Raw genomic sequence first — 25,803 nt, 5'->3', positions numbered from 1 at the left:
GGCGGTCTCGATCGCAGTGCCAAGCTTCCTCAGACGCTTCACAAAACGCGTCAACCAGCCCGAGTCTCGCATGACTTTTCCGCTGGACCGCCTTGCATCATGGTGGCGAAGAGCCCGTAGCCCAGATTGAAGACAGGATGCTTTGCAAAACATTTAAGCAGCTTTGCCGAGACATGAAGGCCACGACGCCTGCTTCCGCTATCGGCGGCGCAAAGATGCCGTTACCTTGAAACTAGACAATGGCTGCTTTCCGGCAGGTGCAAGGTCTGTTTCAACGGCAAAATTAGGCGCAAAGCAGCCGTGTCCTTCGACAACGAAAAAAGTCCGCTTAGGGCCGACCGTTACCGGAAACTGCTGAAGTTAATTTGACCAAGAAGACCAAACTCACGACAGCGCAAAAATCCTCACCTCTCTCCCGATGCCCTGAAGCTCCGCCATCCGGGAGGCCGATGAGATGCCGCTGTCACGCAGGATCTCTGAAACTTGGGCATCCTCGACGATCGCCTCCGTCGTCATGATGACATTGGGATCGGCAAGGCCCTGGACGCGGGAGGCGATATTCACCGTCTGGCCGAAGTAGTCCTGCCGGTCGTTCAGGTTGACTGCGAGGCATGGTCCCTCATGAATGCCGATCTTCAGGAGAAGATCGTCGCTGCCGTGTTCGGCATTTAAGCGAAGCATCGCCTCCCGCATCTTGAGTGCGGCCGCTACCGCACGGTCCGGGCTCGGGAAGGTGGCCATCACGGCATCGCCTATGGTCTTGACGACCGCTCCGGCCTCTGTGGCGACGATTTCGTGGAGAACCCGGAAATGGGCGCGCACCAGATCGAAAGCGGCAAGATCTCCGACGCGCTCGTAAAGCGCGGTCGATCCCCTCAAGTCAGTGAAGAGGAAGGTCAGGCTGGTGATCTTGAGGCGCTGGTCGACGTCGAGTGTGTCGGTCCGATAGATGTCGCGGAAGCTCTGGTTCGTCAGCAGACGCTTGGCTGTCAGGAAAGGCCGCCTGCGGCCCAGGAGGTCGTGCAGTTCGTCTCCTGCGATGCAGACGTTCGGCACCACTCTGCGGTCGGTGTGGTTCTCGAGGGTGAGCCGCAGTGAGCCCGGGCGCAGGGTCAGCGTTTCGTTCAGCGCATGCGTCCGACTGATGATCATCGAGAGGGTTTGACGTTCGTCGGTGGGCTCACCCTGCACGTCGATGAACTGCGCCGAGTGTGTCACCGGATCGAAGATGATGACGAACTGCGCCGGCAGTTGCAGGGAGACGAAGGCCTTCTCGCCCGGAGCCAACTCGATCATCTCCAGCTGGATGCGCGAAAACCGCGCTTCGAGATCGTCAGGCAGGTCGACCCCGGAGCTGAAGAAGATCTGGCGGTAGTACTCAAGCGGCGGCAACCGATCGGGGTCGTGGGCGGCAATCCTGCGCACGCGCGGGCTGACCGTGAACGTGACCTCGACCATCTCGTCGAGGGTCGGCTCGTATCCGGCCGCGCAGAGCGCGCAATGGTACGTCTCGTGGACGACGGTTTTAAGGGTTGCGCCGCTGTCGAGGACGCCGCCACATCCTGGGCAAAGGACGTTCCAGGTCATCTCGAACGCGCCTATGCGGGCTGCATGGAGAAACGCGGCGATGGTTTTCTCTTCATCGAGATGGTGTTTATCGGCGAAAGCGAGCACATTGATGCGATTGAGCTCGCGATCCGAGCCATGCGTGACGACCTTCTCGATGCACTCAACCGTCTGCGGGTCAGCCGCCTGTCGCAGGGAGGCAAAAAGGACGTCCACTTCGCTCATTAGACAAGTCTCCGTGTGCAGAACCCACGGCGGACGACGCCAGGACCGGGATCATAACACGGGAGTTTCCCAATAGAAATCTATAGGCCTGGACGCTGCTTGTTTCCCAAGCGAAGGCGGGTTCATTTCCCCTTGTATATGCGCTTCAGCGCCACCAGCAGCGCATCCAATTCGTCGCGCGAAAACAGGTCGATGAAACGCTGCTCGTGCTTGTCGATCAGCGCACGCGCCCGCGCGAGCATCGCGCGGCCCGCCTTCGTCAGATGAAGTTCCTGGCGCCGGCGGTCGGCCGCGGAAGGGCGGCGTTCGATCAGGTCGCGGGCAGCCAGCCTATTGACGAGAGCCATCATCGTCGCCCGGTCGGTGCCGAGCGTGTTGGCAAGGTCGATCTGCGATGCGCCCGGATTGCCGGCGACGAGTTCCATCACCGCCAGCTGCTTCTGCGTCAGCGCCAGCTCCTCCATGGTTTCGGCGAAGTCGCGATAGATTGCGACATGCGCCATGCGCAGATGAAACCCCAAGAGATCGCCCAGCCGGCCGACGTCGAGGCCTGGCGTCGCGGGCGCATCTTCGCCCTCGAAATCGTCCTGCGGTGATTTTATCGCCATCGTTCGTTCTCGCCTCGTCCAGGCGCCATAACCATCAAAATCAGCAGGTTAGTCAATATCCGTAGTGCGGATTTCCCCGCGCCATTCGATCGATCGGATTTGCCTCAAACAGCCTCTTGCATCGCGGGAAAAAGATATTAGTATGTGTTACATACAAATTTGGTGCCTGTCATGGGGAGCGATGGGCATGGGAGGAGAAAATGGCGTATTCCTTTTCCGGGATGGCTTCGTCGGCGGATTGCGGACTGGTGACGGATGATCCGATCCTTTACCGCGCCCGCGTCGCACCGGACCGTCCGGCTCTGTTCGAAATCGCCACCGGCCGGCAGCTCACTTATGCCGAGCTCGATGCGCGGATCGCCTGCTGCGCCGGCTTCCTGAGCGATGTGCTCGGAGTGCGCCGCGATGGGGCGCGTGTCGCCATGCTGGCGCGCAACTCGATGGATTCGATCGTGCTTGCCTTTGCCTGCCAGCGTGCCGGCGCCATCTACGTGCCACTCAACTGGCGCCTCAACGCCGCCGAGCTTCGGCCGATCCTTGCCGATTGCGCGCCGGCTCTGCTCGTTCATGACGAGGAGTTCGCGGCAACGGTGGCCAGCGTTGCGAACGCCGATCCCGAGATGGCGGTGATATCGACGGCAGACGGTTCGGCCGGTCTCGCCGCGGTGATCGAGGCGAGCCTTCCGGCCGCTCCCGTGCCCGCCGATGCCGATGGACCCTGCGTCCTTCTTTACACCTCGGGCACGACGGGACAGCCGAAAGGCGTCGTCATCACCCGCCGCAACGCCTTTTTCGCCGCCATCAATTTTTCCGTGGTCGGCGAGATCGGGCCGAGATCCGTCGCCCTATGCGACCTGCCTTTCTTCCACACGATCGGTCTGATCGCCGTCGCACGAACCACATTGATGCTGGGCGGTACGCTCATCGTCTCCGATCGCTTCACGCCGGCGCGCACACTCGCAGCCCTTGCCGACCGGCAGCGTGCCATCACCCATTATTTCGCCGTGCCGCAGATCGCGCTCGCCTTGCGCAACGACCCTGCCTATAGCGCCGCGGCGCTCGCCGGCCTGCATGCGCTCTTCGTCGGCGGTGCACCGCTGACGCAGGCGCTGATCGAAAGCTATCTCGATGACGGCGTTGCGCTGGTCAACGGTTACGGCATGAGCGAGGCGGGAACGGTGCTGCATATACCGATCGACCGGCGCGCCGTGCAGGATAATCCCGGCAGCGTCGGTCTTCCCGCGCCATTGCTCGACATTCGTATCGTCGGCGAGGACGGCCGCGAGGTTGACGAAGGCGAGATCGGCGAACTCTGGCTGCGCGGGCCGGCGGTGACGCCGGGCTACTGGAACAAGCCTCAGGAAACCGCTGCCGCCTTCACCGACGGCTGGTACCGCACCGGCGATCTCGGCCGACGCGAAGCGAACGGCTTTTATCGCATCGTCGATCGGCTGAAGGACATGTACATCAGCGGCGGCGAGAATGTTTATCCCGCCGAGGTCGAAGCGGCACTCGCAAGTCATCCCGATATCCTCGACGCCGCGGTCGTCGGCATTCCCGATATCCGATGGGGCGAATGTGGCCTGGCCTATGTCGTGCTGCGGCCGGATGCCGTGGCAACGGGCGATGAGATCGCCGGCCATTGCGCGGCAAGGCTCGCCACCTTCAAGCGCCCGGCGCGCATTCTCTTCGTCGAGGCCATTCCCCGCACCGCCTCCGGCAAGGTGCAGAAACATGTCCTGCGCCAGTTCCAACGAAACCCTTCAACGACAGGCCCCGTAAAGCGGCCCCTGCATTGACGCCGAAACCAATGGAGTAATCCCCCATGACTGAAAAGAACATGACTGACATACAATCGCCGGTTCTGGTCGAATTCGATAGTGGCATCGCTTTCGTGACCCTCAACCGTCCGGAAAAGCGCAATGCGATGAATCCGGCCCTGAACATCAGGATGCTCGAGGTGCTCGACGAACTCGAGGGTGATGAACGCTGCGGCGTCCTCGTCCTGCGCGGCGCCGGCGAATCCTGGTCGGCCGGCATGGATCTGAAGGAATATTTCCGCGACAATGACGACAAGCCGCGTGACGTCACGCTGAAGGCGCGGCGCCAGTCCGGCAACTGGTGGGGCCGGCTGATGTATTTCGAAAAGCCGACGATCGCCATGGTCAACGGCTGGTGCTTCGGCGGCGCCTTCACACCGCTGGTGTCCTGCGATCTCGCCATCGCCGCCGAGGAGGCAAATTTCGGCCTCTCCGAGATCAATTGGGGCATTCTGCCGGGCGGCAATGTCACCCGCGCTGTCGCCGAAGTGATGCGCCATCGCGACGCTCTCTATTACATCATGACCGGCGAACTGTTCGGCGGGCGCAAGGCCGCGGAAATGGGTCTCGTCAACGAGGCAGTGCCGCTGGCGGAGTTGGAAATCCGGGTCCGCAAGATCTGCGCCAGCCTGCTTGAAAAGAACCCGGTGACGCTGAAGGCCGCCAAGGACACCTACAAGCGGGTGCGCAACCTGCCCTGGGATCTCGCCGACGATTACATCTACGCCAAGCTGGAGCAGATGTTGTTTCTCGACAAGACCAAGGGGCGCGACGAGGGGCTGAAGCAGTTCCTCGACGACAAGACCTATCAGCCGGGGCTCGGCGCCTACAAGCGCGGCCGCTGAGGACGGGCCCGGCATGCCGGGCCGTTCATGAGCCGATCATCGGGAGGAGGAAAGCGATGAAAATTCATGCCGCGGTGGCGCGTGCGCCCCATACGCCGTTTTCGCTGGAAAGGCTCGATCTGGAGGAGCCGCGCGAGGGTGAAATCCTGGTTCGCATCGTGGCAACAGGAGTTTGCCACACCGATATCGTCATGCGTGACCAGCATCTGCCGGTGCCGCAGCCGGTCGTGCTCGGCCATGAAGGCGCCGGCATCGTCGAGCGTGTCGGGTCGGGCGTTGCCAAGGTCAAGCCCGGTGATCACGTGGTTATGACCTTCAACTCCTGCGGTCATTGCCCGAGCTGCAACGATCACGAGGAGACCTATTGCCACGAATTTTTCCCGCGCAATTTCTTCGGTGCGCGCGCCGATGGTTCGAGCGGGCTCTCATGCGAGGGAGAACGGGTTCACGGCAATATTTTCGGGCAATCCTCCTTCGCCAGCCACGCCCTGTGCCATGAACGCAATATCGTGAAAGTGCCTGAGGATGCGGACCTGGCACTGCTCGGGCCGCTCGCCTGCGGCATCCAGACCGGCGCCGGCGCGGTGATGAACGCGCTTGATGTCGAGCCGGGAAAGGTGCTCGCGGTTTTCGGCATGGGCTCCGTCGGACTTGCCGCGGTGATGGCGGCGCGGATCGTCGGTGCTTCACGGATCATCGCCGTCGATGTCAACGAGACGCGGCTGGCGCTTGCAGCGGAACTCGGCGCGACCGATATCGTCAACGGCAGGGCGAGCGACGCGGTTGCCGCGATCATGGCGCTGACCGGCGCCGGCGTCGATTATTCGATCGATGCATCCGGCGTGCCTGCGGTCATCGACCAGTGCGTGCGTGTGCTGGCGCCGCGCGGCACCTGCGGCATCGTCGGGGCGTCGCCGCATGGCGCGACGCTGACGCTCGACCTCACCCATATCCTGTCCGGCGGGCGCCGGGTCCGCGGCATCGTCGAGGGCGATTCCAATCCCGACGTGCTGATCCCGTTGTTGATCGACCTGCATCGGCAGGGCCGCTTCCCCTTCGACAGGCTCGTCACCTTCTATGATTTCGCCGACATCAACCAAGCGGTGGAGGATTCGGAAAAGGGCATCGTGCTGAAACCGGTCGTGCGCCAGCCGGCCGTCTGACACCGTTCGAGGGAGGAAACAATGAACACCGTCACCCCAATCGCCACCGATACCAGTCCCGATGCGATGAAGGCGCTGCTTGGCCGGCAAAGGGCATCTTTCCTGAGGGAAGGGCCGCCAAGCATTGACACCCGCATCGATCGCATCGACCGCGTCATCGCCCTTCTCGTCGACCATAAGGATGCGATTGCCGCGGCCCTGTCGGAGGATTTCGGCAGCCGCAGTGTCGAGGCGAGCCTGCTTCTCGATGTCTTCACCTGCGTCGGTTCACTCAAATATGCCAAGGCCCATCTAGCCGAATGGCTGAAGCCCGAGCAGCACGAGGCATTGTTCCCGGATGCGGTGGCAGAAGTGGTCTATCAGCCGAAGGGGGTTGTCGGGATCCTGAGCCCGTGGAATTTCCCCTATCAGCTCGCCCTTGCGCCGCTCGCCGGCATTCTTGCCGCCGGCAACCGCGCCATGATCAAGCCGTCGGAGGTGACGCCGGCTTCATCAGCCTTGATGGCGGAACTCATCGCCGGCGCCTTCGACGAAACGGAAATATCAGTCATTCAGGGCGGACCGGCGACGGGCACGGCCTTTACATCACTTGCCTTCGACCACCTGATCTTCACCGGCGGAACTGCGATCGCCCATCATGTCATGCGCGCGGCGGCGGAAAACCTGACACCGCTGACGCTTGAGCTCGGCGGAAAATCACCCGTCATCGTCGGCCGCTCGGCCGACCTCGCAGACGCGGCGCGGCGCGTCATGACGGTCAAGACCCTGAATGCCGGCCAGATCTGCCTTGCGCCGGACTATGTCTATGTGCCCGAGGAAAGCGTCGAAGCCTTTGCCGGACACGCGGTCGCGGCAGTCGGCGCGATGTATCCGACGCTGAAGGAAAATCCTGATTACACCTCGATCGTCAATGCCCGCCATCTCGCCCGCGTCCAGGGCCTGATCGACGATGCCAGGGCCAAGGGCGCCCGTGTCGTCGAGATCAACCCGGCGGCAGAGAATTTCTCCCAGCAATCGGCCCACCGTATACCTCCGACCCTGATCCTTGATCCCACGGAAGACATGCGCGTGCTGCAGGAGGAAATCTTCGGACCCGTGCTGCCGGTCCTTCCCTATCGCGATATCGCCGACGTCATCGACCGTATCAATGCCAGGCCGCGCCCGCTCGCTCTCTATTACTTCAGCCAGGATCAGCAAGAGGAACGCCGCGTCCTCGACAACACGACCTCCGGCGGGGTGACGGTCAATGACTGCATGAGCCACGTCACGGCGGAAGGCCTGCCCTTCGGCGGCGTCGGCCATTCGGGCATGGGAGCCTATCATGGGAAGTTCGGCTTCCTCGCCTTCTCGCACCCGCGCGCCGTCTATCACCAGAGCAGGATGGTCGAAGCGGAATACATGATGCGGCCGCCTTATGGCGAGGCGATGCGCGGCTTCTTGACGGCGGCGATCTGCAAGTAAAAGACAAGTGGTAGGCGATGCCGTCGGCAGCCTCGGCTGCTGACGGCATGACGCGGGCGCTGTGGGTTCGCGACTGCTTTCACCTCAAGGAATGGCCCGATTGCGCAGACTTATCCGGATAACGCTATATTGCGTCATTGGGCTAGGTGTCCTGATGCAGAGGATGCCGTTGTTAAACATGCCTTATCCATCGGGTGCTAGCCGTTGAACCGCAGGGCGTTGCGGACATGATGTCCCCTGCCGTCCTGGAGCATGACCTTTAATTCCGGTTTCGCCTATTTCTCATGTGACCAAATCTGGCAGCAGGCCCTGCTTGCCCATACCGCATCGTCGCGGCAGTCGCCGCTTTCCTGTCGCCGTATTGCCGCCGACCGGCCTGGAGACGCATAAGCAAACGAGTATAGCCTGATAGGTCTCCAGTTTAACGAAGCTCAAACCAGTGTTGCCCTATGATTGGTTCTGTACATGTATTGGAAGGTGGATCCAACGCAGTGAATGGCATCTGGACGCAATTCGGTGGCAACCTGTCATTCGTGTGCCTGGCGATTTCGCTATGGGCGCATTTCTCGATCCAATTTCAGCGTCGTTCGGCCATACAGGAAAAAATCGCCTTCGGAATCATAGCCGGCGGCGCCTCCATCGGATCCATTTTGCTGGCCGTCGAAGTTAATCCCGGCATCTATATCGACATGCGCTTCTCGCCGCTTGCTTTGGCGGGCATGTTTGGTGGACCGATCGCGGCGGCCTTTGCGGCGTCGCTGGCAATGGCCTTCCGCTTCTGTGTCGGCGGCACGGCAATGGTCGATGGTCTGATCGCAATTGCTGTCGCGACCGGCATCGGCCTGGCTGCCAATTTCTGGATCCGGAAGAGATCTCCCGGGTTCATGGACATTGCACTGCTGAGCCTCGCGCTCGGCGCCGCACTTGTTGTTTTGATGGCGGTGCTTCCCACTCTGGTGCACGCCCGCATATTGGCCATCATCGGTCTGCCCATGACCGTTTTGAACTGCCTGGCGACCGTGCTCTGTGGTTTCGTGCTGTTGAAGACACAGCAATGGGACCTGGAGCGAAGCATATTGGTGACCGCGTTTTCGCAGTCGCCCGACTATCTCTACGTGAAGGACCGAAACAGCCGGTTCATCACCGTCAATGAAAATATGATCCGCCTCTATCGTTTCAAGACGACGGCAGAGATGACCGGATTGTCGGATTTCAATCTTCTGTCACGGCCGCTCGCCGAAGAATTGTATTATCTCGAACAGCAGGTCATGGACACTGGCGTGCCTCTGATCGACTCCACCGAGCGCATCGAAGGCAGATACCTGCTCGCCTCCAAGGTGCCGCTGAGGGATAGACAGGGGCGGGTGATCGGCCTTGCCGGGGTAACGCGTGATGTGACGGAGCGTGCTGCTCTGGAGCGGGAACTGCGCGAAAGCAAGAACCTGCTGTCGCATGCGATGGCCGGCATGTCCGATGGTATCGCGATGTACGACAGCAAGGGTTTTCTTGTTTTCTGTAACGAGCAGTATCGCACCGCGTTTCCGCTATCCGGGGACGCCCGCGTGGTTGGCGCGCATATCAGCGACATTCTTCGCCGCGTCGCCGAAACAGGCGAGCGGGCCGGTATTCCGGACAATGACCGCGAAGAGTGGATCAAGGCCGCCAGTGCTACCTTGCACAGCAACAAGGACGAAGAGGTTCAGCTTCACAACGGCGACTGGCGCAGCATCCGGACAAGGCTTGCGGAAGACGGCACGGCGATGGCCGTTGTCTCGGACATCACCGCGACGAAGCAGGCGGAAATCGCGCTAAGGCTGTCGGCGGAGCAGCTGAAGAATCTGGCCGAGACCGATGGGCTCACCGGCATGGTCAATCGCCGGGCCTTCGACGAAGCTTTCGCCCGTGAGACCGCAGGCAGCGCCAGGAAAAACACGCCGTTCAGCCTTCTGATGGTCGATATCGACCGCTTCAAGGCATATAACGATACCTACGGCCATCCCGCCGGAGACCAATGCCTGCGTGTCGTCAGCAAGTGTCTGCGCCAGTCGGTAAGCCGGCCGGCAGACATCGTCGCGCGCTACGGCGGAGAGGAATTCGTGGTTCTGCTCCCCGCAACCAGTGCGAAAGGGGCAATGATCGTTGCCGAGCAATTCGCGCGTCTCCTCAGCCAGGAGAATATCGTTCATTCCGGCAGTGAATTCGGACGGGTGACCGCCAGCATCGGCATATCCTGCGCGACGGGAGCCACCTTGAGGGTCAACCCTAACCGCCTCCTGACCGAGGCCGATGCCGCCCTCTACGACGCAAAGACCCAAGGTCGCAATCGCATCCTGGCACATTCGCCCGACGAACGGCATGCCATGAAGGACGCCGGTTAGATCCTTGATAGGTTTTTCCTATCGAGCCATCGCTCGTGCGCCCTTGATGTTTTCGTCGCTTCGACAATACAGGGCGCATGGACACAAAATTCATTGGTAAGAAATCGGCGGCAGCCGGCGGCTGGGGCGCTTTGAAGAGCTGCGGCAAGCGTTTGCTTCAAAGCGGCATGCCCATTTCAGGCGCGCGGACGATGCTGAAGGCGAACCAGCCGGATGGATTCGATTGCCCGGGCTGCGCCTGGGGCGATCCAGAGCATGGATCGTCGTTCGAGTTCTGCGAGAACGGCGTGAAGGCCGTCGCCTGGGAGGCGACGGAGAAGCGGGCAACGCCCACCTTCTTTGCTGACAATACGGTGTCGCAGCTTCGCCAGTTGACGGACTATGAACTGGAACTCAACGGGCGCCTCACCCATCCGATGCGCTACGATGCGGCGACCGACCGTTATCTGCCGGTCGCGTGGGAAGATGCCTTTGCCGAGATCGGCAGCATTCTGAGGGGGTTCGATAGCCCCAACCGGGCGGAATTCTACACGTCGGGCCGGGCGAGCAACGAGGCCGCCTTCCTGTACCAGCTGTTCGTGCGCGTCTACGGCACCAACAATTTTCCCGACTGCTCCAACATGTGCCACGAGGCAAGCGGCATCGCCATGCGCCAGGCGGTCGGCGTGGGCAAGGGCACCGTGCTGCTGGAGGATTTTGAAGAGGCCGACGCGATCTTCGTGATCGGGCAGAACCCGGGCACCAACCATCCGCGGATGCTCGGCGACTTGCGCCGGGCGGCGATCCGCGGCGCGCGCGTCGTCGTCTTCAATCCCATCCGTGAACGCGGCCTGGAGCGCTTCTCCGACCCGCAGGACAAGATCGAGATGCTGCGCGGCGGTTCGACCGACATCGCCAGCCTTTATCTCCAGCCGCAACTCGGCGGCGACATGGCTGCGGTGCGCGGGATGGCGAAGGTCGTGCTGGCTGCAGATGATGCAGCGGTCGCCGCCGGTCTGCCCTCTGTTCTCGACCATGCATTTCTCGCCGAACACTGCGCGGGTTTTGCGCAATACAAGGCAGCGGTCGAGGCGACGAACTGGGCTGACATCGAGGACCAATCGGGACTGAGCCGGCAGGAGATCGAGAGGGCGGCCGATGTCTATGTCAACGCCGAGCGGGTCATCTGCACCTGGGCGATGGGTGTAACCCAGCATCTGCATTCCGTGGCGACGATCCGCGAGATCGCCAATTTCATGTTCCTGCGCGGCAATATCGGCCGGCCGGGTGCCGGCCTTTGCCCGGTTCGCGGCCATTCCAACGTGCAGGGTGACCGCACCGTCGGCATCAACGAAAAGCCATCGGAGGATTTCCTCGATGCGCTGGAAAAGCACTTCCGCTTCAGTGTTCCCCGCGAACATGGCCACAATGTCCTTGCCGCGATCGGAGCGATGCTCGACGGCTCGGCTGATGCCTTCATCGGGCTTGGCGGCAATTTCGCGCGCGCCACGCCTGACAGCGCACTCGTTGAAAAGGCGCTGCGGCGGCTGAAGCTGACTGTGCACATCGCGACCAAACCCAATCATTCGCATCTCATGCCCGGCGAGACGGCCTTTATCTTGCCGTGCCTCGGGCGCACCGAGATGGATCTGAACGCAGCGGGCAACTCCCAACTCGTAAGCGTCGAGGATTCGATGAGCATGGTGCATGGTTCTGCCGGTATCAATCGCCCGGCCTCGCCGCATCTCCTCTCGGAAGTCGCCATCATTGCCGGCATTGCACAGGCGACGGTCGGCCCCGCCGTGGTCGACTGGGCAGAGCTCGCCGACGACCACGACCGCATCCGCGATCACATCGAGGCGACCATTCCCGGTTTCGAAAACTACAATAAGCGCCTGCGCAAGCCGCGCGGTTTCCACCTGCGCAACACGGCCGCCCATCGGGAGTGGCATGCACCGGCAGGCAAGGCGTCATTTTCTTCGGAGGCGCTTCCGGAGGAGACGGTGCATCAGCGGGCGCGAAAGGGAGAGGGGCGTTTCGCCCTGCAGACGTTCCGATCGCACGATCAATACAATACGACGGTCTATGGTCTCGATGACCGATATCGCGGCGTCTATGGGGAGCGGCAGGTCATCTTCATTCACCCAGCCGACCTGACGGCGATGAATGCCAAGGCCGGCGACCGGGTCGACGTGATCGGCGAGCATGATGACGGTATCGAGCGCATCGCAGAGGATTTCCGCTTTGTGCCCTATGATATTCCGAGGGGAAGCATAGCGGGATATTATCCCGAGCTGAACGTGCTCGTGCCGCTTGGCAGCGCGGGTAGGGAAAGCGATACGCCCACCTCGAAATCGATCATGGTGTCCTTCCGCCGGCGAAAAGCCGCGTGAGCGAAGAAGCGTCGGAGGCCGATCGCTTTCTCGCCCTCGTCGCTGCGGCGCAAGGCAGGGATAACAGGCTGACACCCATCCAGGCCGGTCTCCTTGTCGCCGCGGACTTGGGGATTGCCCGTGACAGTCGCACCTTTGCGCGCATGCTGGGGATCGCGCATTCTCTCGTGCTCAGGGAGCTCAACGCCCTGGCGGAACGCGAAGGGATGCTGCAGATCGTCAAGCGGGATCTGAGGACAATGAGAGTGCATTACACATTGCCGCCGCGAGACGAGACGTAAACCCCCATGCGTTATCGCCGCATCACGCGCTTCCTGGTATCGGAAGGGTATTCTCCGTATGTCGTCTTATAGACTGCGGAAAACCGGCCGAAATGAAAGAAGCCCCATTTGAGGCAGATGGCCTTCATGGTCTCTTTGCTCTCGGGATCGAGCAGATCCTGGCGCGCGGCACGCAGCCGAAGCGTCAGCAGATAGGCAGCGGGAGAGGTTCCTCTGAAGGCACGAAAACCGGTTTCGAGCGCCCGGCTGGATACGCCGGCCGCTTCGGCCACCTTCGGCATTGTGATCGGCTGATCGATATTGGCGTGCATGAATTCGATCGCCCGGCGCACATGTCGCGGGGCGATCAGGGCGGGGCCATTCTCCAGGAAATGCGACAGCCGGTGCGGCACCAGGCGCACAACCAGATCGGCGAGCGCCTGCGTCATATGCGCCATGGCGATCGGCGACTCCAGCAAGGGGCCATCGTCGCGCATGCCTGAGATGATCGTTTCCGTGAGATTGTTGATCAACCGGCCTTCCGGTTTGGACAGATCCAGTTCGGGCAGCAGGTCAAGGGAGCCGCTGAACGGCATCTCGAACGTCTGGCCGATCGTTTGCAGGATGAGAGGCCAGTTGATCAGCAACTCGTCGATGACGTTCGATCGCCCATGCATGATGACGCTATTGGGCTCGAAATTGTTATAAAGAAGCAATTTTCCTTGCCCGGCCTCGGCGACACGGGACCCATAGGTTACCCCCATGCCGCCGCTGCGCGGCACGACGATCGACAGGTATTCGGCCGTATCGACGGTCGGCTCGATATTGAACTGAAACTCCGCCTCATGATAACCGGTGAGCAGGACGGCGTTGTCACATACCGAGAAATCCAATCCCCAATGGAAGTCCTGGGCGCGGCCGACAGGCTCGGCATCAAATGCGCCAAAAGCCCCCCCGAGCGTTTCGACCATGTTGTCGAAGGACGAACCGCTAAATCGGAATGAGAATGGCGCAGTGCTATTTTCCGTCATGCTGCTCCCATTGTTCGATGTGGCTGTTTCGACATGCTTTTCTCCAGCGCTCGCAGGTGCCAGCGTGACGCGCGGCCGGCGAGAGTGTCGGATTGGTGCACGTACCTCTGCCAGCCTTGCCAGTCGTCATGGATGGTCGTCCTGCGCTGCGGCGCTTCATCAGAGCCTGTAGACGGCATGGATGAGCGGCCTAGGACGTATATTAGACGATTGTTGGATAGAGTGCAGCAGCTTGCAACGGAGCAGGTGGATCTCCGCGTCATACCGGCATCGAGATCAGCGGCTTGTGCCAGCTGATGCAGGCCGAATTCGGGTATGGTAGACGTCAAAAAGACCAACCCGTTGAATGCATTAGTTCCCATCCAGATCAGGAACTGACAGAACCCGCGGCCATTGGCAAGACGTCACGCTGCCGGCGATGATGACAACCCGCTGATAAAACGATTACGCTGAAGGAGCGATTTTACAGCTGTAGCCGCCACGCCACAGGTTCAACCGCGGCGATCTTGCCGCGATGCGCATCATCTGAAGCTTATAGAGAGCGCCCCAATTCGCGAGCTGCGCAGTCGCCTGCCGAAGGTTCTTAGTGGACCGCTTAAAGATGGCCTTCGGCAGGCAGACAGGCATGCAAGCATACGCACGGGATGGAGTGCGTATGTATGATCCCTTTCATCCTTTGGGGGTAACGGATGGAAGGGCTTGGTTTTGGGACCGTCAACCATCATGGCCTTGGTCGAGATTGATCTTACTGTTCCTTAGCTATGGAGCAATTGTCAGGCCCCGATATTGTCGGCCAACCGGCTTTTCGTGACGCAGTCTGGACTGACCTTGCGCAAAATGTATAGGCAAGCGCTTCGTGGAAGCCGCGTGTTCCGCGTCATGGCCTGCGCAGAGTGGATAGAGATCTTCAATTTCTCATTTAGCACGAACGATGGGAACTTCGGCATGCTGCCGCCGGGCACGATGCATTCGATTCTTTGAGCTGAGTAATGATTTTCTCACCGAAGGCACAAGCGACGGATCGTTTCTAACACGCCTATATCGACGTCAAGACTATCGGTTTCCGTGACGCTCGCGGGCATTGCTCTGTCTCCGGGGATACGGACTCCCTTGGAGCGCAGCCGTTCCAATTGGGCCTCGGCGCGCTCCGGGAAACCTGTATCCACGGCCGCGGGGAATAGCGCGATCACGGTCATTCCCGCATTCACCGGGTGCTCGCCCGAGAAAAAGTGGCCCGCATCGAGCGACCAGGCGGCCCCGGAAAGACCCGCGGAAAGCATCTCGACGATAAGAGCGATGTTGGCGCCCTTATAGCCGCCGAAGGGCAGGAGGGCGCCGAGCATCGCCTTGACAGGATCGGTGGTGATTGCGCCGGTCTCGTCGATGGCTATGCCGTGCGCAATCGGCGACTGTTCCCTTGCCGCCTCGGCAAGAGTTATGAAGGCCGTCGCACTCGTCGCCTGGTCGATGACGAGGGGCGGCAAGGGTTCCGGCAAAGGCGCGCCGAAAGCGAGCGGATTTGTGCAGTAGACGCGCTCCCCGCCTTCGGCGGCGGCCATCAAAGCCGGTCCGTTGGCGGCGGCGATGGCTATCAACCCGTCCTCAGCGAGGCGCCGGACGTAATATCCCAGTTCCCCGGCGGTATAGCTGTTTCTTTGCGTGAAGACTGAAATGCCGAAGGTTTTCACGCGCTTTACGAAGTCGTCGTAAATCAGGTCAAACCCGAGCTGCGCTATGCCGCCGTCCGCATCGGCGTAAATCAGGGCCGGCAGCACGTGGTCGAAGCGGGGCTTGGCGTCTCCGTTGATCCGCCCGTCGCGCAGGCTGGTGAGATAATCGACGAAATGCGGAAAACCCAGCTCGGTACGACCGAAGCAGGCGGCCGAAAGCGTTGCATCGACGAGCGCCTTCGCCATGGCCGGGCTGCTGCCGCAGGCGAGGCAGGCTTCGAGCGCCAATTGGCGGAGCTCGTCGATCGGCATTCTCATCCTCTGCTTTGCCATCACAGCTCCAATGCGGCTCGTCTACCCTCATAGAAGGCATAGGTGCCTGGCGCGGCGCAGTCTCCGATTTCAACGACATCGCAACCGTGCGAACACAGTTCCTCACCCAGCCAGTTGGCCGCTGCAGAGATGGCGGCATGTTGATTGCGACGCACTTCAGAGGGCGACTGAAAGGGCGCTATCGCGTCGGGGAGCCACCTCCTGCGAGTTCACCATTGCACCCGCGAGCTGGCGGAAGGTGACAAGCCCCAAAGCTTCTCCTGATGGTGAAACCACCCTGGCATCGTCGTCCGGCGCCGATGCCAACATCCGCACAGCCTCTTCGACGGTCGTGCCTGATGCAATCGTCAATCCGCCGGGCGCAGCACCGGAATGCAAGGGTGTCATGACGGCATCGACCTGGATGACCCGGCCTCGATTGACCTCCTTGACGAAGTTGGCGATGTAGGCGTCGGCCGGACGCAGAACGATGTCCTGGCTGGTGCCCTGCTGGATGACTTCGCCATCGCGCAGGATCGCAATCTGATCGCCCAGGCGAAGGGCTTCATCGAGATCGTGGGTGATGAAGACGATGGTTTTCTTGATCTCCCTCTGAATATCGAGAAGGACCGTCTGCATATCCGTGCGGATCAAAGGATCGAGCGCCGAATAGGCCTCGTCCATCAGCAGAACGGGAGCATCGTTCGAGAGGGCTCGGGCCAGCCCGACGCGCTGCTGCATGCCGCCCGATAACTGATTGGGGTATTTGCTCTCGAAACCTTTCAGGCCGACCCGCTCCAGCCAGCGCATGGCGACGTCGGCGGCTTTCGAGCGCTCCATGCCCTGCACTTCGAGGCCGAAGATGGTATTGTCGAGAACATTCCGATGCGGCAGAAGCGCGAACTTCTGAAACACCATTGCCGTCTGGTGCCGGCGAAACGTCCGCAATTCGGTCTCGTTCATTTTCACGACATCGACGCCGTCGACAAGCACTTCGCCAGCGGTCGGATCGATCAGACGATTGATGTGGCGGATGAGCGTCGACTTGCCCGAACCCGAAAGGCCCATGATGACCTGGATGCGGCCCGAGGGTATCTCGACATTGATATCTTTCAGGCCCAGCACGTGGCCGTGCTTTTCGTTGAGCTCGGTCTTCGACAATCCCTTTTTGACGGCATCGACATGAGCGGCAGGGTTGGGACCGAAGATCTTGTAAAGGTGGCGGATCTTGATGCCGCCGAAACGTTGATCAGCCATGGACGATCTCCCGATGCTTCTGGAGCCTCTTGCCATACGCCTGGCTGACCCGGTCGAAGATGATGGCGATGCCGACGATGGCAAGGCCGTTGAAAATACCCAGGGTGAAGTACTGGTTGGCGATGGCCTTCAGAACCGGCTGGCCCAGGCCCTGGACGCCGATCATCGAGGCGACGACCACCATGGCGAGAGCCATCATGATGGTCTGGTTGATGCCGGCCATGATGGTGGGAAGTGCCAGCGGCAGCTGGACCTTGAACAGTTTCTGCGAACTCGACGTTCCGAAGGCGTCGGCCGCCTCGAGCACGTCCTTGTCGACCAGGCGGATGCCGAGGTCGGTCAGCCTTATCATCGGCGGTATCGCATAGATGACCACTGCGATCAGTCCCGGCACCTTGCCGATGCCGAGCAGCATGACGACAGGGATGAGATAGACGAAGCTCGGCATCGTCTGCATGACGTCGAGGATCGGATTGATGATGCGCTGCAGCCGGTCGGAACGCGCCATCAAGATCCCCATCGGGATGCCGATGGCGATGGAGAGCACGGTACAGACGAAGATCATCGAGACCGTCCGCATCGTATCGTCCCACATGTCGAAATAACCGATCAGCAGCAGCGTGACGAGACAGCCGAAGACGATCTTTAGGCTGCGGCTCGCAAACCATGCGATGACAAGGATGATTGCAGTAATGATCGGCCACGGCGTCTGCGTCATGAAGCGGTCGGCGGCGATGAGGAAATGCTGCAGCGGGGAGAAGAGGCTTTCGATTGCGTCGCCATAGGTGCGGGTAAATGTGCGAAAGCCGTCATCGATCGCCTTCTTCAGATTGCGAAGGGCGTCGTCATCCATATGCGGGAATTTGTAAAACCATTCCATTCGGTTCCCCTTTTTCTTCAAAGAGCCGCGGCAGTCTTTTTGATTTTATCGGCAGCGAGAGGCGGTGCGCTTTAGGCGCACCGCAATAGTCGGTCTTAAAGAGCAGCTTCGATCTTCGCAGCTGCCTCAGGCGAGACCCACTTGGTCCACAGGTCCTTGTTTTCTTTCAGGAAGTGCTTGGCACCATCCTCGCCGGTTGCCTGGTTGTCGGTCATCCACGCCATCAGCTTGTTGACCGTCTCATTGCTCCAGGAGCGCTTCGTCAGGTAGTCCATGACCTCAGGCCCGACCTTTTCCGAAAAAGGCTTGGCAACCAGGGTCACCACGTGATCGACCGGCCATGCATTCGGCTTCGGATCGGGGCAATCGGCGACGGTATTGCAGCGCTTCCATTCGGCGGCGTCGTTCGGCACGCCGGCTTCGAGCTTGACCATCTGATACTTGCCGAGCAGCGCGGTTGGCGCCCAGTAATAGCCGGCCCAGCCTTCCTTGCGTTCGTAGGCCTTGGCGATCGAACCGTCGAGGCCGGCAGCTGAACCGGTGTCGACGAGGGTGAAGCCCGCCTTCTCGGCTTCGAAGGCCTTGTAGAGCTGCGTGGTCACCACGGTGCCGCCCCAGCCCTGCGGCCCGTTGTAGATGGCGCCCTTCTTCGAATCCTCAGGATCGGGGAAGAGTTCCGGATGCTTCAGCACATCACCGATGGTCTTGATATCGGGATGGGCGTCGGCCAGATATTTGGGAATCCACCAGCCCTGTACGCCGCCATCGGGCAGCGGAGAGCCGACCTGGACGATCCGGCCTTCATCCGTCCCCTTCTTGACGACATCCGGCAGCAGGTCGATCCAGGCTTCCGGCGCGATGTCCGGCTGGCCCTTTTCGGCCATCGAGGTAATCGTCGGGACGGTATCGCCGACGGTGATTTCGGCGGCGCAGCCATAACCTTCGTTCAGGATGAGCTTGTCGAGGTTAGAGAGAACCTCCGCACTCTGCCAGTTCATGCTGGCAATGGTCACAGTGCCGCATTCGGCGGCGCTGGCGAAAGACGCCCCGCCCATCAGGCCAAACGTCAGACATGTCGATGCGAGTAGTTTTTTCATTCTCGTTCCCTCTGTTTAGCGGCCAGTTTTGCTGAGCGGGGCGCCGCAGGACCCGCTCCAACGGTTGTCAGGAAGCGTCTCCCATACTCACCGATTTCTTGAATGCTGCCGATAGTCCCTCCGCAACCGAAGCGTCGAACCCGGCCGCGCGCATGCCTTCGATGGCCGCCGCCGTGGTTCCGCGATAGCCGACAAAGGTTTGAACAACCTCATCGGGACATTCGTCGTGGCGCTCCAGCAGGCGACCGGCGCCTGTCATCACCGTGTTGACGGCGCGCCGCGCAATCTCCGCCGGCAGGCCATGGGCGACGGCATCGCTCATCATGGCGGCGGCGAGCAATGCCGGGAAAGCCGGTCCGGACCCGGACAGGCCGGTGAGGTAATCGATGTCGCTTTCCCTTGCCACCTCGTCCTCAGATCCGCATGCCTGAAAAATCGCGCGGACGAGCGCCCGGTCGTCTTCGGTGACATCGCTCGCGCCAATCCAGGGTGTATAGGACTTGGCCACTTCGGCGGCGGCATTCGGCAGGGCGCGGACGACGCGACCGGTGTTGTGGCGGTCCGAAAGTGCGTCCAGGCGGATGCCCGCCATGACTGAGATGACGAGCTTGCCGCCGGCATCGACATCAAGAGCATGCCAGTCATCAGGGCGGACGGAAAGAATGATCACGTCCGAACGGTCGGCAAGCGCCTGATTGTCGGTGGTCAAGAAAGAATTCGGGAAGCGGCGCGGCTCTTCGCTGCGATAGGAGAGGGAGAGTTTTTGAGGTTCGACCAGGCCGGCATCGAGGATCGAGCCGGCGATTGCTCCGCCAAGCCAACCGCCGCCACCAATTATACCGATCCTCAAGGAAACGCTCATCTCGGCTTTCCCTAACCCGGCCTATAGCCATGCCGGGAGAAGAAGCGATCGAGCTCCCTCTGCTGCGGCACTTCGCCGGTGTAGATCGCGATATATTCGGGAATCCGTTTCATGCGGACGGCGAGTTCCTCCTTAGCTTGCATGGAGATATATCCGATCTGCACGAGGTAAGTTGTTCGCGCTCGGACATCTGATGTCGCTTCTGGTAGCCCGAACCGGATAAACATGCGCTTGAGGGCTTCCAGCCGGAGCTGATCGGCTTGCCGGACCTCGGCGAGAATCTCGTCGGACTGCAGCGCCCAGCTGCGCACGGCAAATTCGAACCTGGCGTCGAACAGATCATTGTTGAGCCAGCAGTCGAAGACGTTGAGCATCGCCTCGGCGAGCGATTCCGCGTAGGCTTCGGATTGCTTGACGATGTTGCCGGTATTTTTGTCGCGCCACCGCGCCACGAGCCCGGCCAACAGCTCCTCCCGATCCTTGAAGAACCAGTAGAAGCTCGTGCGCGAGAGATTGAGCCTCTTCGCCAGCGGCAGAATTTTCACCGAATCCACGCCGGAATCCAGCAGCGAGTGGTAAGCTGCTTCCAGCCATCCCTCTTGTGATCCCCGCCAGCCAGTGTCGTTCAGAGCCTGATCCATAGGCTATCTCCTATCAAATTATACGGCAGCGCACAAGGAAAATGTACATTGGTGTCGAAAATGACGACCCACATGTTTTCAACATTGACACATATGTACATTGTGCTTAGCGTCGGCTCTGACGTTTTTAATCCGGAACCACGGCCCATGTCGAACGATCCCCTTCTGCAGCCCTACCAGCTCAAGCATTTGAAACTGCGCAACCGCATCATCGTCACCTCCCACGAGCCGGCCTATCCGGAAGACGGCATGCCGAAGGAGAGGTATCGCGCCTATACGGTGGAGCGGGCAAAGGGCGGCGTGGCCTTGACGATGACGGCCGGCTCGGCCGCGGTTTCCAGGGACAGCCCGCCGGTCTTCAACAACCTGCTCGCCTACAAGGACGAGATCGTGCCCTGGATCAGGGAGATGACCGACGCCGTGCATGAAGAGGGAGCGGCGATCATGATCCAGCTCACCCATCTCGGCCGGCGCACACGCTGGGACAAGGGCGACTGGCTGCCTGTGGTGGCGCCATCGCATCAGCGCGAAGCGTCCCACCGCGCCTTCCCGAAGAAGGTGGAGGATTGGGACATCGAGCGCATCATCAAGGATTTCGCCGACGCTGCCGAACGCATGAAGGCGGGTGGCATGGACGGTGTCGAACTGGAGGCCTACGGCCATCTGATCGACCAGTTCACCTCGCCGCTCACCAACGAGCTCGACGGCCCCTATGGCGGATCGCTCGATAACCGTTTGCGCTTCTGTTTCGACGTCTTCAGGGCAATCCGGCAAAGAGTGGGGAACGACTTCATTCTAGGCGTGCGCTATACCGCCGACGAATGTCTTCCCGGCGGTACCGGCAAAGCCGAAGGCTTGGAAATCTCCCGGCGCCTGAAGGAAAGCGGCCTCATCGATTACCTGAACGTCATTCGCGGCCACATCGATACCGATGCGGGCCTCACCGACGTGATCCCGATCCAGGGCATGGCGAATTCGCCGCATCTCGATTTCGCCGGCGAAATTCGCGCCGCAACCAACTTTCCGACCTTCCATGCGGCGAAAATCCCTGACGTCGCCACCGCGCGCTACGCGATCGCCTCCGGCAAGGTCGACATGGTCGGCATGACCCGCGCCCACATGACCGACCCGCATATCGTCCGCAAGATCATCGAAAAGCGGGAAGACGATATTCGTCCCTGTGTCGGCGCCAATTACTGTCTCGATCGTATCTACCAGGGCGGGGCGGCCTTCTGCATCCACAATGCCGCCACCGGCCGCGAACTGACCATGCCGCATATCGTGGCGAAGGCCGACGCCAAGAAAAAGGTCGTCATCGTCGGCGCCGGCCCGGCCGGTCTGGAAGCGGCGCGCGTCGCCGGAGAACGCGGCCACCAGGTCGTCGTTTTCGAAGCGGCGAACAATCCCGGCGGTCAGATCCGGCTCACCGCTCAAAGCGAGCGCCGCAAGGAAATGATCAGCATCATCGACTGGCGCATGAGCCAGTGCGAGAAATACGACGTCACCTTCCACTTCAACACCTGGGCGGAAGCGGACACCATCGAGGCCGAGAATCCCGATGTCGTCATCATCGCAACCGGCGGCCTGCCGCATACCGAGGTCCTGGCGAGCGGCAACGACCTGGTGGTTTCGTCATGGGACATCATCTCCGGCGACGTGAAGCCTGGAACCAACGTGTTGATCTTCGACGACGCCGGCGATCATGCCGGCCTGCAGGCGGCGGAGTTTCTCGCCAAGGCGGGCGCCAAGGTCGAGATCATGACGCCGGACCGGTCCTTCGCGCCCGAGGTCATGGCCATGAATCTCGTGCCCTATATGCGGTCTCTGCAGAAGCATGACGTGACCTTCACCGTCACCTACCGTCTGGAAGCCGTCGAAAAGAGCGGCAACCAGCTCGTCGCCCATGTCGGCAGCGATTACGGCGGGATTGCCAAGCAGCAGAGCTTCGACCAGATCGTCGTCAATCATGGGACCATTCCGCTCGATGAACTCTATTTCGAACTGAAACCCAGCTCGAGCAATCTCGGCGAAATGTCGCACGATCAGCTTCTTTCCGGAGAACCTCAGTCCGTGATCCGCAATCCTGATGGCAAGTTCCAGCTGTTCCGGATCGGCGATGCCGTCGCCGCACGCAACACGCATGCCGCCGTCTATGACGGGTTGCGCATCGCGAAAGATATCTGATTGCAAGAGTGGACCGCTTGTCGGCCGATCGTCTCGGGAGGTGATGACATGAGTTTACGCAATGAAAGCCTCCAGATTTTCCTGGACGCGGCTTTCGTGGCTTTCGACCAGTTCGCGAATACCCCGGAGGCTCGCCGCTCGATTCGTCAGATTTCTGCGGCGCTGGAGCGCCCGGGAACCGCGCGTGCGGGGGAGGGAGGCCGATTGCCTGTGTGCGCTCTCCTTGATGTGGCGCTTTCAGTCGATACGTCCTATCCTTCGCTGACGCGTTTGATCGAGGGGTTCAAAGGCATCGAGCCAATGCTTGAATGGCGTCGGCGCACCAAGTATGACCACACGGCCAGCGACAATTTTGTCGATGGGCATGCCAATGCGATGATTATCGGCCCGGGAGGATTGGAGGAGCGGAGCGACCTGTGGATCGGCGTGACGTTGATGGCGCCTCACGTGCGCTATCCCGATCACGACCATGTGCCTGAGGAAGTCTATCTCGTGCTTTCCGAGGGAGAGTTCCAGCAGAGGGAAGGGGACTGGTTTTCGCCAGGTAACGGCGGATCCTTCTATAATGTCCCTGGCATCAAACATGCCATGAGGTCGCTTGACACGCCGTTCTTCGCCTTCTGGGCATTGCTTGCCGAACGGCCGAACTGACGGCCAGCAGTTTAGAAATAAAGGGGGGTTGCCCATGAAGATACTCGTCCCAGTCAAACGGGTTGTCGACTACAACGTGAAGATCCGGGTGAAGCCGGATGGCACGGGTGTCGAGCTTGCCAATGTGAAGATGTCGATGAACCCGTTCGACGAGATCTCGGTGGAAGAGGCGTTGCGGCTGAAGGAAGCCGGCAAGGCCGAGGAAGTGGTGGTCGTTTCGATCGGTCCAGCCAAGGCCGAGGAGACGCTGCGCACCGCACTTGCCATGGGCGCCGACCGGGCGATCCTGGTCGAGACCGACGATCAAGTCGAGCCGCTCACTGTCGCCAAGATCCTCAAGGCTGTGGCCGATGCCGAACAGCCCGGGCTGATCATCGTCGGCAAGCAGGCGATCGATGACGACAGCAACCAGACCGGCCAGATGCTGGCAGCACTGCTGGGCATGCCCCAGGCCACTTTCGCCTCGAAGATCGAGATCGGTGACGGCAAGGCTCAGGTGACCCGCGAAGTCGATGGCGGCCTGCAGACGATCGAGATCAAGCTGCCGGCGGTCGTCACCACGGATCTGCGCTTGAACGAACCGCGTTATGCCTCGCTGCCGAATATCATGAAGGCGAAGAAGAAGCCGCTCGACAAGAAGAGCCCTGATGATTTCGGCATCTCGACCATGCCGCGCCTCAAGGTCTTGAAGACCGAGGAACCGTCGGGCCGCAAGGCCGGCGTCAAGGTCAAGTCGGTCGCCGAACTCATCGACAAGCTCAAAAACGAAGCCGGCGTGCTGTAATCAGGTTGGAACAGGAACCATCATCATGACCATTCTTCTTCTGGCTGACCACGACAATGCCAGCCTGTCCGACCAGACCGCCAAGACGCTGACGGCCGCAACCAAGATCGGCGGCGACGTGCATGTGCTGGTTGCCGGCAAGGCTGCCAAGGCTGCTGCCGATGGCGCGGCAAAGCTCTCCGGCGTCTCCAAGGTGCTGCTCGCCGAAAGCGACGAACTGGCCAACAATCTGGCCGAACCGCTGGCCGACCTGATCGTCTCGCTGGCGGGAAGCTACGACACGATCATCTCGGCCGCCACCTCGGTCGGCAAGAACGTGCTGCCGCGGGTGGCAGCCCTGCTCGATGTCGCCCAGGTCTCCGAGATCATCGAGGTGATCTCTGCTGACACCTTCAAACGGCCGATCTATGCCGGCAATGCCATCCAGACGGTGCAGGCGACCGATGCCAAAAAGGTGATCACCGTGCGCACCGCATCCTTTGCCTCTTCGCCGGAAGGTGGTTCGGCCACCGTCGAGGCGATCCCGGCGGTTTCCGATCCGGGGCTGTCGACCTTCGTCAGGGACGCGCTGTCGGCCTCCGACCGTCCGGAGCTGACCTCGGCCAAGATCATCATCTCCGGCGGCCGCGCACTCGGCTCTGCCGAGAAGTTCAGGGAGGTCATCCTGCCGCTCGCCGACAAGCTCGGTGCTGCCGTCGGTGCATCGCGTGCCGCCGTCGATGCCGGTTATGCGCCCAACGACTGGCAGGTCGGCCAGACCGGCAAGGTGGTGGCGCCGCAGCTCTATATTGCCTGCGGCATTTCAGGCGCCATCCAACATCTGGCCGGCATGAAGGATTCGAAGGTGATCGTCGCCATCAACAAGGACGAGGAGGCGCCGATCTTCCAGGTCGCCGACTACGGATTGGTCGCCGATCTCTTCGACGCCCTGCCGGAATTGCAAAAGGCACTCTAGCGGGGGAGACCGAACGTGGCGCGCGTCGTGGGACGTCCAATCAAACCTGGTGCCGACCTTCTCCTGAACGATGACGAGAAGCCGGCATACATACGGCTACACGACATCGGCAGGGAAAGACGTTCTCGGCCGTTGCAGGAATTCCTCAACGATGTCGGCGGGCTGATGTTGTCGGCGGAGGCTCCTGCCGTCGCCAGCTTCGTCGCGGGCAAGGTTCTCCAGAAACTGCTCAAGACCGGCAAGGTGCGCCCGGAGGGCGGGTCTCTTCCCGGCGCGCCGGAAGGGCTTGATGACGCCATCGGCCATCTTGCGAAATCGGGACGGAAATACGAGGCGATCGCCAGCCAGTTCCATAGTCTCGCCGACAAACTGCTCTGGAGACGCGGCCGCTCCGGTCCGTTTGCAAGCCTGAATTTTGGCGATACGCATTCCCATGCGGTCGTGGTCGGCCCCGGCGGCATGGAGGAACGCGCCGATCTCAGGGTCGGCGTGATCTATATGGATCGCTACACCCGTTTCCCCGATCATGTTCAGACGCAGCCGCGCGCCTTCATTCTGCTGTCGCCGGGCGAAATCCGCCTTGGCGATTCCGAGTGGTTCTCCGCCGGTGTCGGCACGGTCTTTGCGAACGACGCCGGCCAATCTTTCGCGATAAGATGCACAGCCCGGCCTCTGCTTGCGGTCTGGTGCCAGGTTGAGCGGGAGACGTGATGGGTGCTTGGCAACGACGAGCCTGAGATGAACGAAAAGGCCGAAGGCGAGAGCATGAAGTCTCGGCGGT

The 25,803-nt window shown here is 61.0% G+C and carries 20 protein-coding genes and 1 pseudogene; 12 read left to right on the top strand and 9 right to left on the bottom strand.

What is annotated here, in order from left to right; genetic code table 11:
- Positions 1 to 384: 384 nt before the first annotated feature.
- Together U5G49_RS30150 and U5G49_RS30145 are read right to left on the bottom strand one after the other, a co-directional pair.
- Entirely contained in the window at positions 385 to 1,791 is a 1,407-nt protein-coding gene (locus U5G49_RS30150) for an adenylate/guanylate cyclase domain-containing protein (RefSeq protein WP_193442524.1), read from the bottom strand.
- Between the two features lie 122 nt (positions 1,792 to 1,913).
- Complete coding sequence (locus U5G49_RS30145) at positions 1,914 to 2,399, bottom strand: MarR family winged helix-turn-helix transcriptional regulator (RefSeq protein ID WP_047622933.1); 486 nt, start codon at positions 2,397 to 2,399, stop codon at positions 1,914 to 1,916.
- Between the two features lie 200 nt (positions 2,400 to 2,599).
- On the opposite strand from U5G49_RS30145, the pseudogene U5G49_RS30140 reads away from it, so the two are divergent.
- The 7 genes and pseudogenes from U5G49_RS30140 (at position 2,600) to U5G49_RS30110 (ending at position 12,719) form a co-directional block, all read left to right on the top strand.
- Positions 2,600 to 4,181 (top strand): annotated as a pseudogene (locus U5G49_RS30140) (AMP-binding protein).
- Positions 4,182 to 4,239: 58 nt separating this feature from the next.
- Entirely contained in the window at positions 4,240 to 5,064 is an 825-nt protein-coding gene (locus U5G49_RS30135) for a p-hydroxycinnamoyl CoA hydratase/lyase (protein WP_193443036.1), read from the top strand.
- Positions 5,065 to 5,120: 56 nt separating this feature from the next.
- Complete coding sequence (locus U5G49_RS30130) at positions 5,121 to 6,227, top strand: NAD(P)-dependent alcohol dehydrogenase (protein WP_193442529.1); 1,107 nt, start codon at positions 5,121 to 5,123, stop codon at positions 6,225 to 6,227.
- A gap of 21 nt (positions 6,228 to 6,248) precedes the next feature.
- Positions 6,249 to 7,688, top strand: a complete 1,440-nt coding sequence (locus U5G49_RS30125; protein ID WP_193442532.1) for a coniferyl aldehyde dehydrogenase — start codon at positions 6,249 to 6,251, stop codon at positions 7,686 to 7,688.
- A gap of 449 nt (positions 7,689 to 8,137) precedes the next feature.
- The gene (locus U5G49_RS30120) at positions 8,138 to 10,066 is read left to right on the top strand and encodes a diguanylate cyclase (RefSeq protein WP_193442534.1); all 1,929 of its coding nucleotides are present in this window, start codon (positions 8,138 to 8,140) and stop codon (positions 10,064 to 10,066) included.
- Positions 10,067 to 10,143: 77 nt separating this feature from the next.
- Positions 10,144 to 12,438 (top strand): FdhF/YdeP family oxidoreductase, encoded by a 2,295-nt coding sequence (locus U5G49_RS30115; RefSeq protein WP_193442536.1) that lies wholly within the window; start codon positions 10,144 to 10,146, stop codon positions 12,436 to 12,438.
- On the top strand, positions 12,435 to 12,719 hold the full coding sequence (locus U5G49_RS30110) for a hypothetical protein (protein ID WP_018246047.1): 285 nt from the start codon (positions 12,435 to 12,437) through the stop codon (positions 12,717 to 12,719). The genes U5G49_RS30115 and U5G49_RS30110 overlap by 4 nt, the downstream gene beginning before the upstream one ends.
- A gap of 11 nt (positions 12,720 to 12,730) precedes the next feature.
- On the opposite strand, the gene U5G49_RS30105 is transcribed toward U5G49_RS30110, so the two are convergent.
- The 7 genes from U5G49_RS30105 to U5G49_RS30075 all read right to left on the bottom strand — a co-directional run bounded on the left by U5G49_RS30105 (position 12,731) and on the right by U5G49_RS30075 (position 20,448).
- Positions 12,731 to 13,729, bottom strand: a complete 999-nt coding sequence (locus tag U5G49_RS30105) for an AraC family transcriptional regulator (RefSeq protein ID WP_193442539.1) — start codon at positions 13,727 to 13,729, stop codon at positions 12,731 to 12,733.
- A gap of 998 nt (positions 13,730 to 14,727) precedes the next feature.
- Entirely contained in the window at positions 14,728 to 15,732 is a 1,005-nt protein-coding gene (locus tag U5G49_RS30100; RefSeq protein ID WP_018246044.1) for an Ldh family oxidoreductase, read from the bottom strand.
- 156 nt (positions 15,733 to 15,888) lie between these two features.
- Positions 15,889 to 16,968, bottom strand: coding sequence for a quaternary amine ABC transporter ATP-binding protein (locus U5G49_RS30095; protein WP_112907401.1), 1,080 nt, complete (start codon positions 16,966 to 16,968; stop codon positions 15,889 to 15,891).
- On the bottom strand, positions 16,961 to 17,848 hold the full coding sequence (locus U5G49_RS30090) for an ABC transporter permease (protein WP_018246042.1): 888 nt from the start codon (positions 17,846 to 17,848) through the stop codon (positions 16,961 to 16,963). Before U5G49_RS30090 ends, U5G49_RS30095 begins: the two co-directional genes overlap by 8 nt.
- A 95-nt stretch (positions 17,849 to 17,943) precedes the next feature.
- The gene (locus U5G49_RS30085; RefSeq protein WP_018246041.1) at positions 17,944 to 18,945 is read right to left on the bottom strand and encodes an ABC transporter substrate-binding protein; all 1,002 of its coding nucleotides are present in this window, start codon (positions 18,943 to 18,945) and stop codon (positions 17,944 to 17,946) included.
- A gap of 67 nt (positions 18,946 to 19,012) precedes the next feature.
- Complete coding sequence (locus U5G49_RS30080) at positions 19,013 to 19,807, bottom strand: pyrroline-5-carboxylate reductase family protein (protein ID WP_193442541.1); 795 nt, start codon at positions 19,805 to 19,807, stop codon at positions 19,013 to 19,015.
- Between the two features lie 11 nt (positions 19,808 to 19,818).
- Positions 19,819 to 20,448: a TetR/AcrR family transcriptional regulator gene (locus U5G49_RS30075; protein WP_018246039.1), complete on the bottom strand. Its 630-nt coding sequence runs from the start codon at positions 20,446 to 20,448 to the stop codon at positions 19,819 to 19,821.
- A gap of 147 nt (positions 20,449 to 20,595) precedes the next feature.
- Between U5G49_RS30075 and U5G49_RS30070 the strand changes: the two genes are divergently transcribed.
- Genes U5G49_RS30070 through U5G49_RS30050 form a run of 5 tightly spaced genes read left to right on the top strand, consistent with a single transcriptional unit; the run spans position 20,596 to position 25,733 of the window.
- Positions 20,596 to 22,632 carry an NADH:flavin oxidoreductase gene (locus U5G49_RS30070; RefSeq protein WP_193442543.1) on the top strand — a complete coding sequence of 679 codons (2,037 nt, stop codon included), beginning with the start codon at positions 20,596 to 20,598 and terminating at the stop codon, positions 22,630 to 22,632.
- A gap of 48 nt (positions 22,633 to 22,680) precedes the next feature.
- A complete protein-coding gene (locus U5G49_RS30065; RefSeq protein ID WP_193442546.1) occupies positions 22,681 to 23,283 on the top strand; it encodes a dimethylsulfoniopropionate lyase in 603 nt (200 codons plus the stop codon).
- Positions 23,284 to 23,317: 34 nt separating this feature from the next.
- A complete protein-coding gene (locus U5G49_RS30060; protein ID WP_193442548.1) occupies positions 23,318 to 24,067 on the top strand; it encodes an electron transfer flavoprotein subunit beta/FixA family protein in 750 nt (249 codons plus the stop codon).
- Between the two features lie 25 nt (positions 24,068 to 24,092).
- Complete coding sequence (locus tag U5G49_RS30055; RefSeq protein ID WP_193442550.1) at positions 24,093 to 25,022, top strand: electron transfer flavoprotein subunit alpha/FixB family protein; 930 nt, start codon at positions 24,093 to 24,095, stop codon at positions 25,020 to 25,022.
- Positions 25,023 to 25,037: 15 nt separating this feature from the next.
- Positions 25,038 to 25,733: a dimethylsulfonioproprionate lyase family protein gene (locus U5G49_RS30050; protein WP_018246035.1), complete on the top strand. Its 696-nt coding sequence runs from the start codon at positions 25,038 to 25,040 to the stop codon at positions 25,731 to 25,733.
- Positions 25,734 to 25,803 lie beyond the last annotated feature (70 nt).

Origin of the sequence: Rhizobium indigoferae (genome assembly GCF_034554815.1) — a bacterium.
GTDB lineage: Bacteria > Pseudomonadota > Alphaproteobacteria > Rhizobiales > Rhizobiaceae > Rhizobium > Rhizobium leguminosarum.
This window is presented reverse-complemented; position numbering and strand designations above follow the sequence as displayed.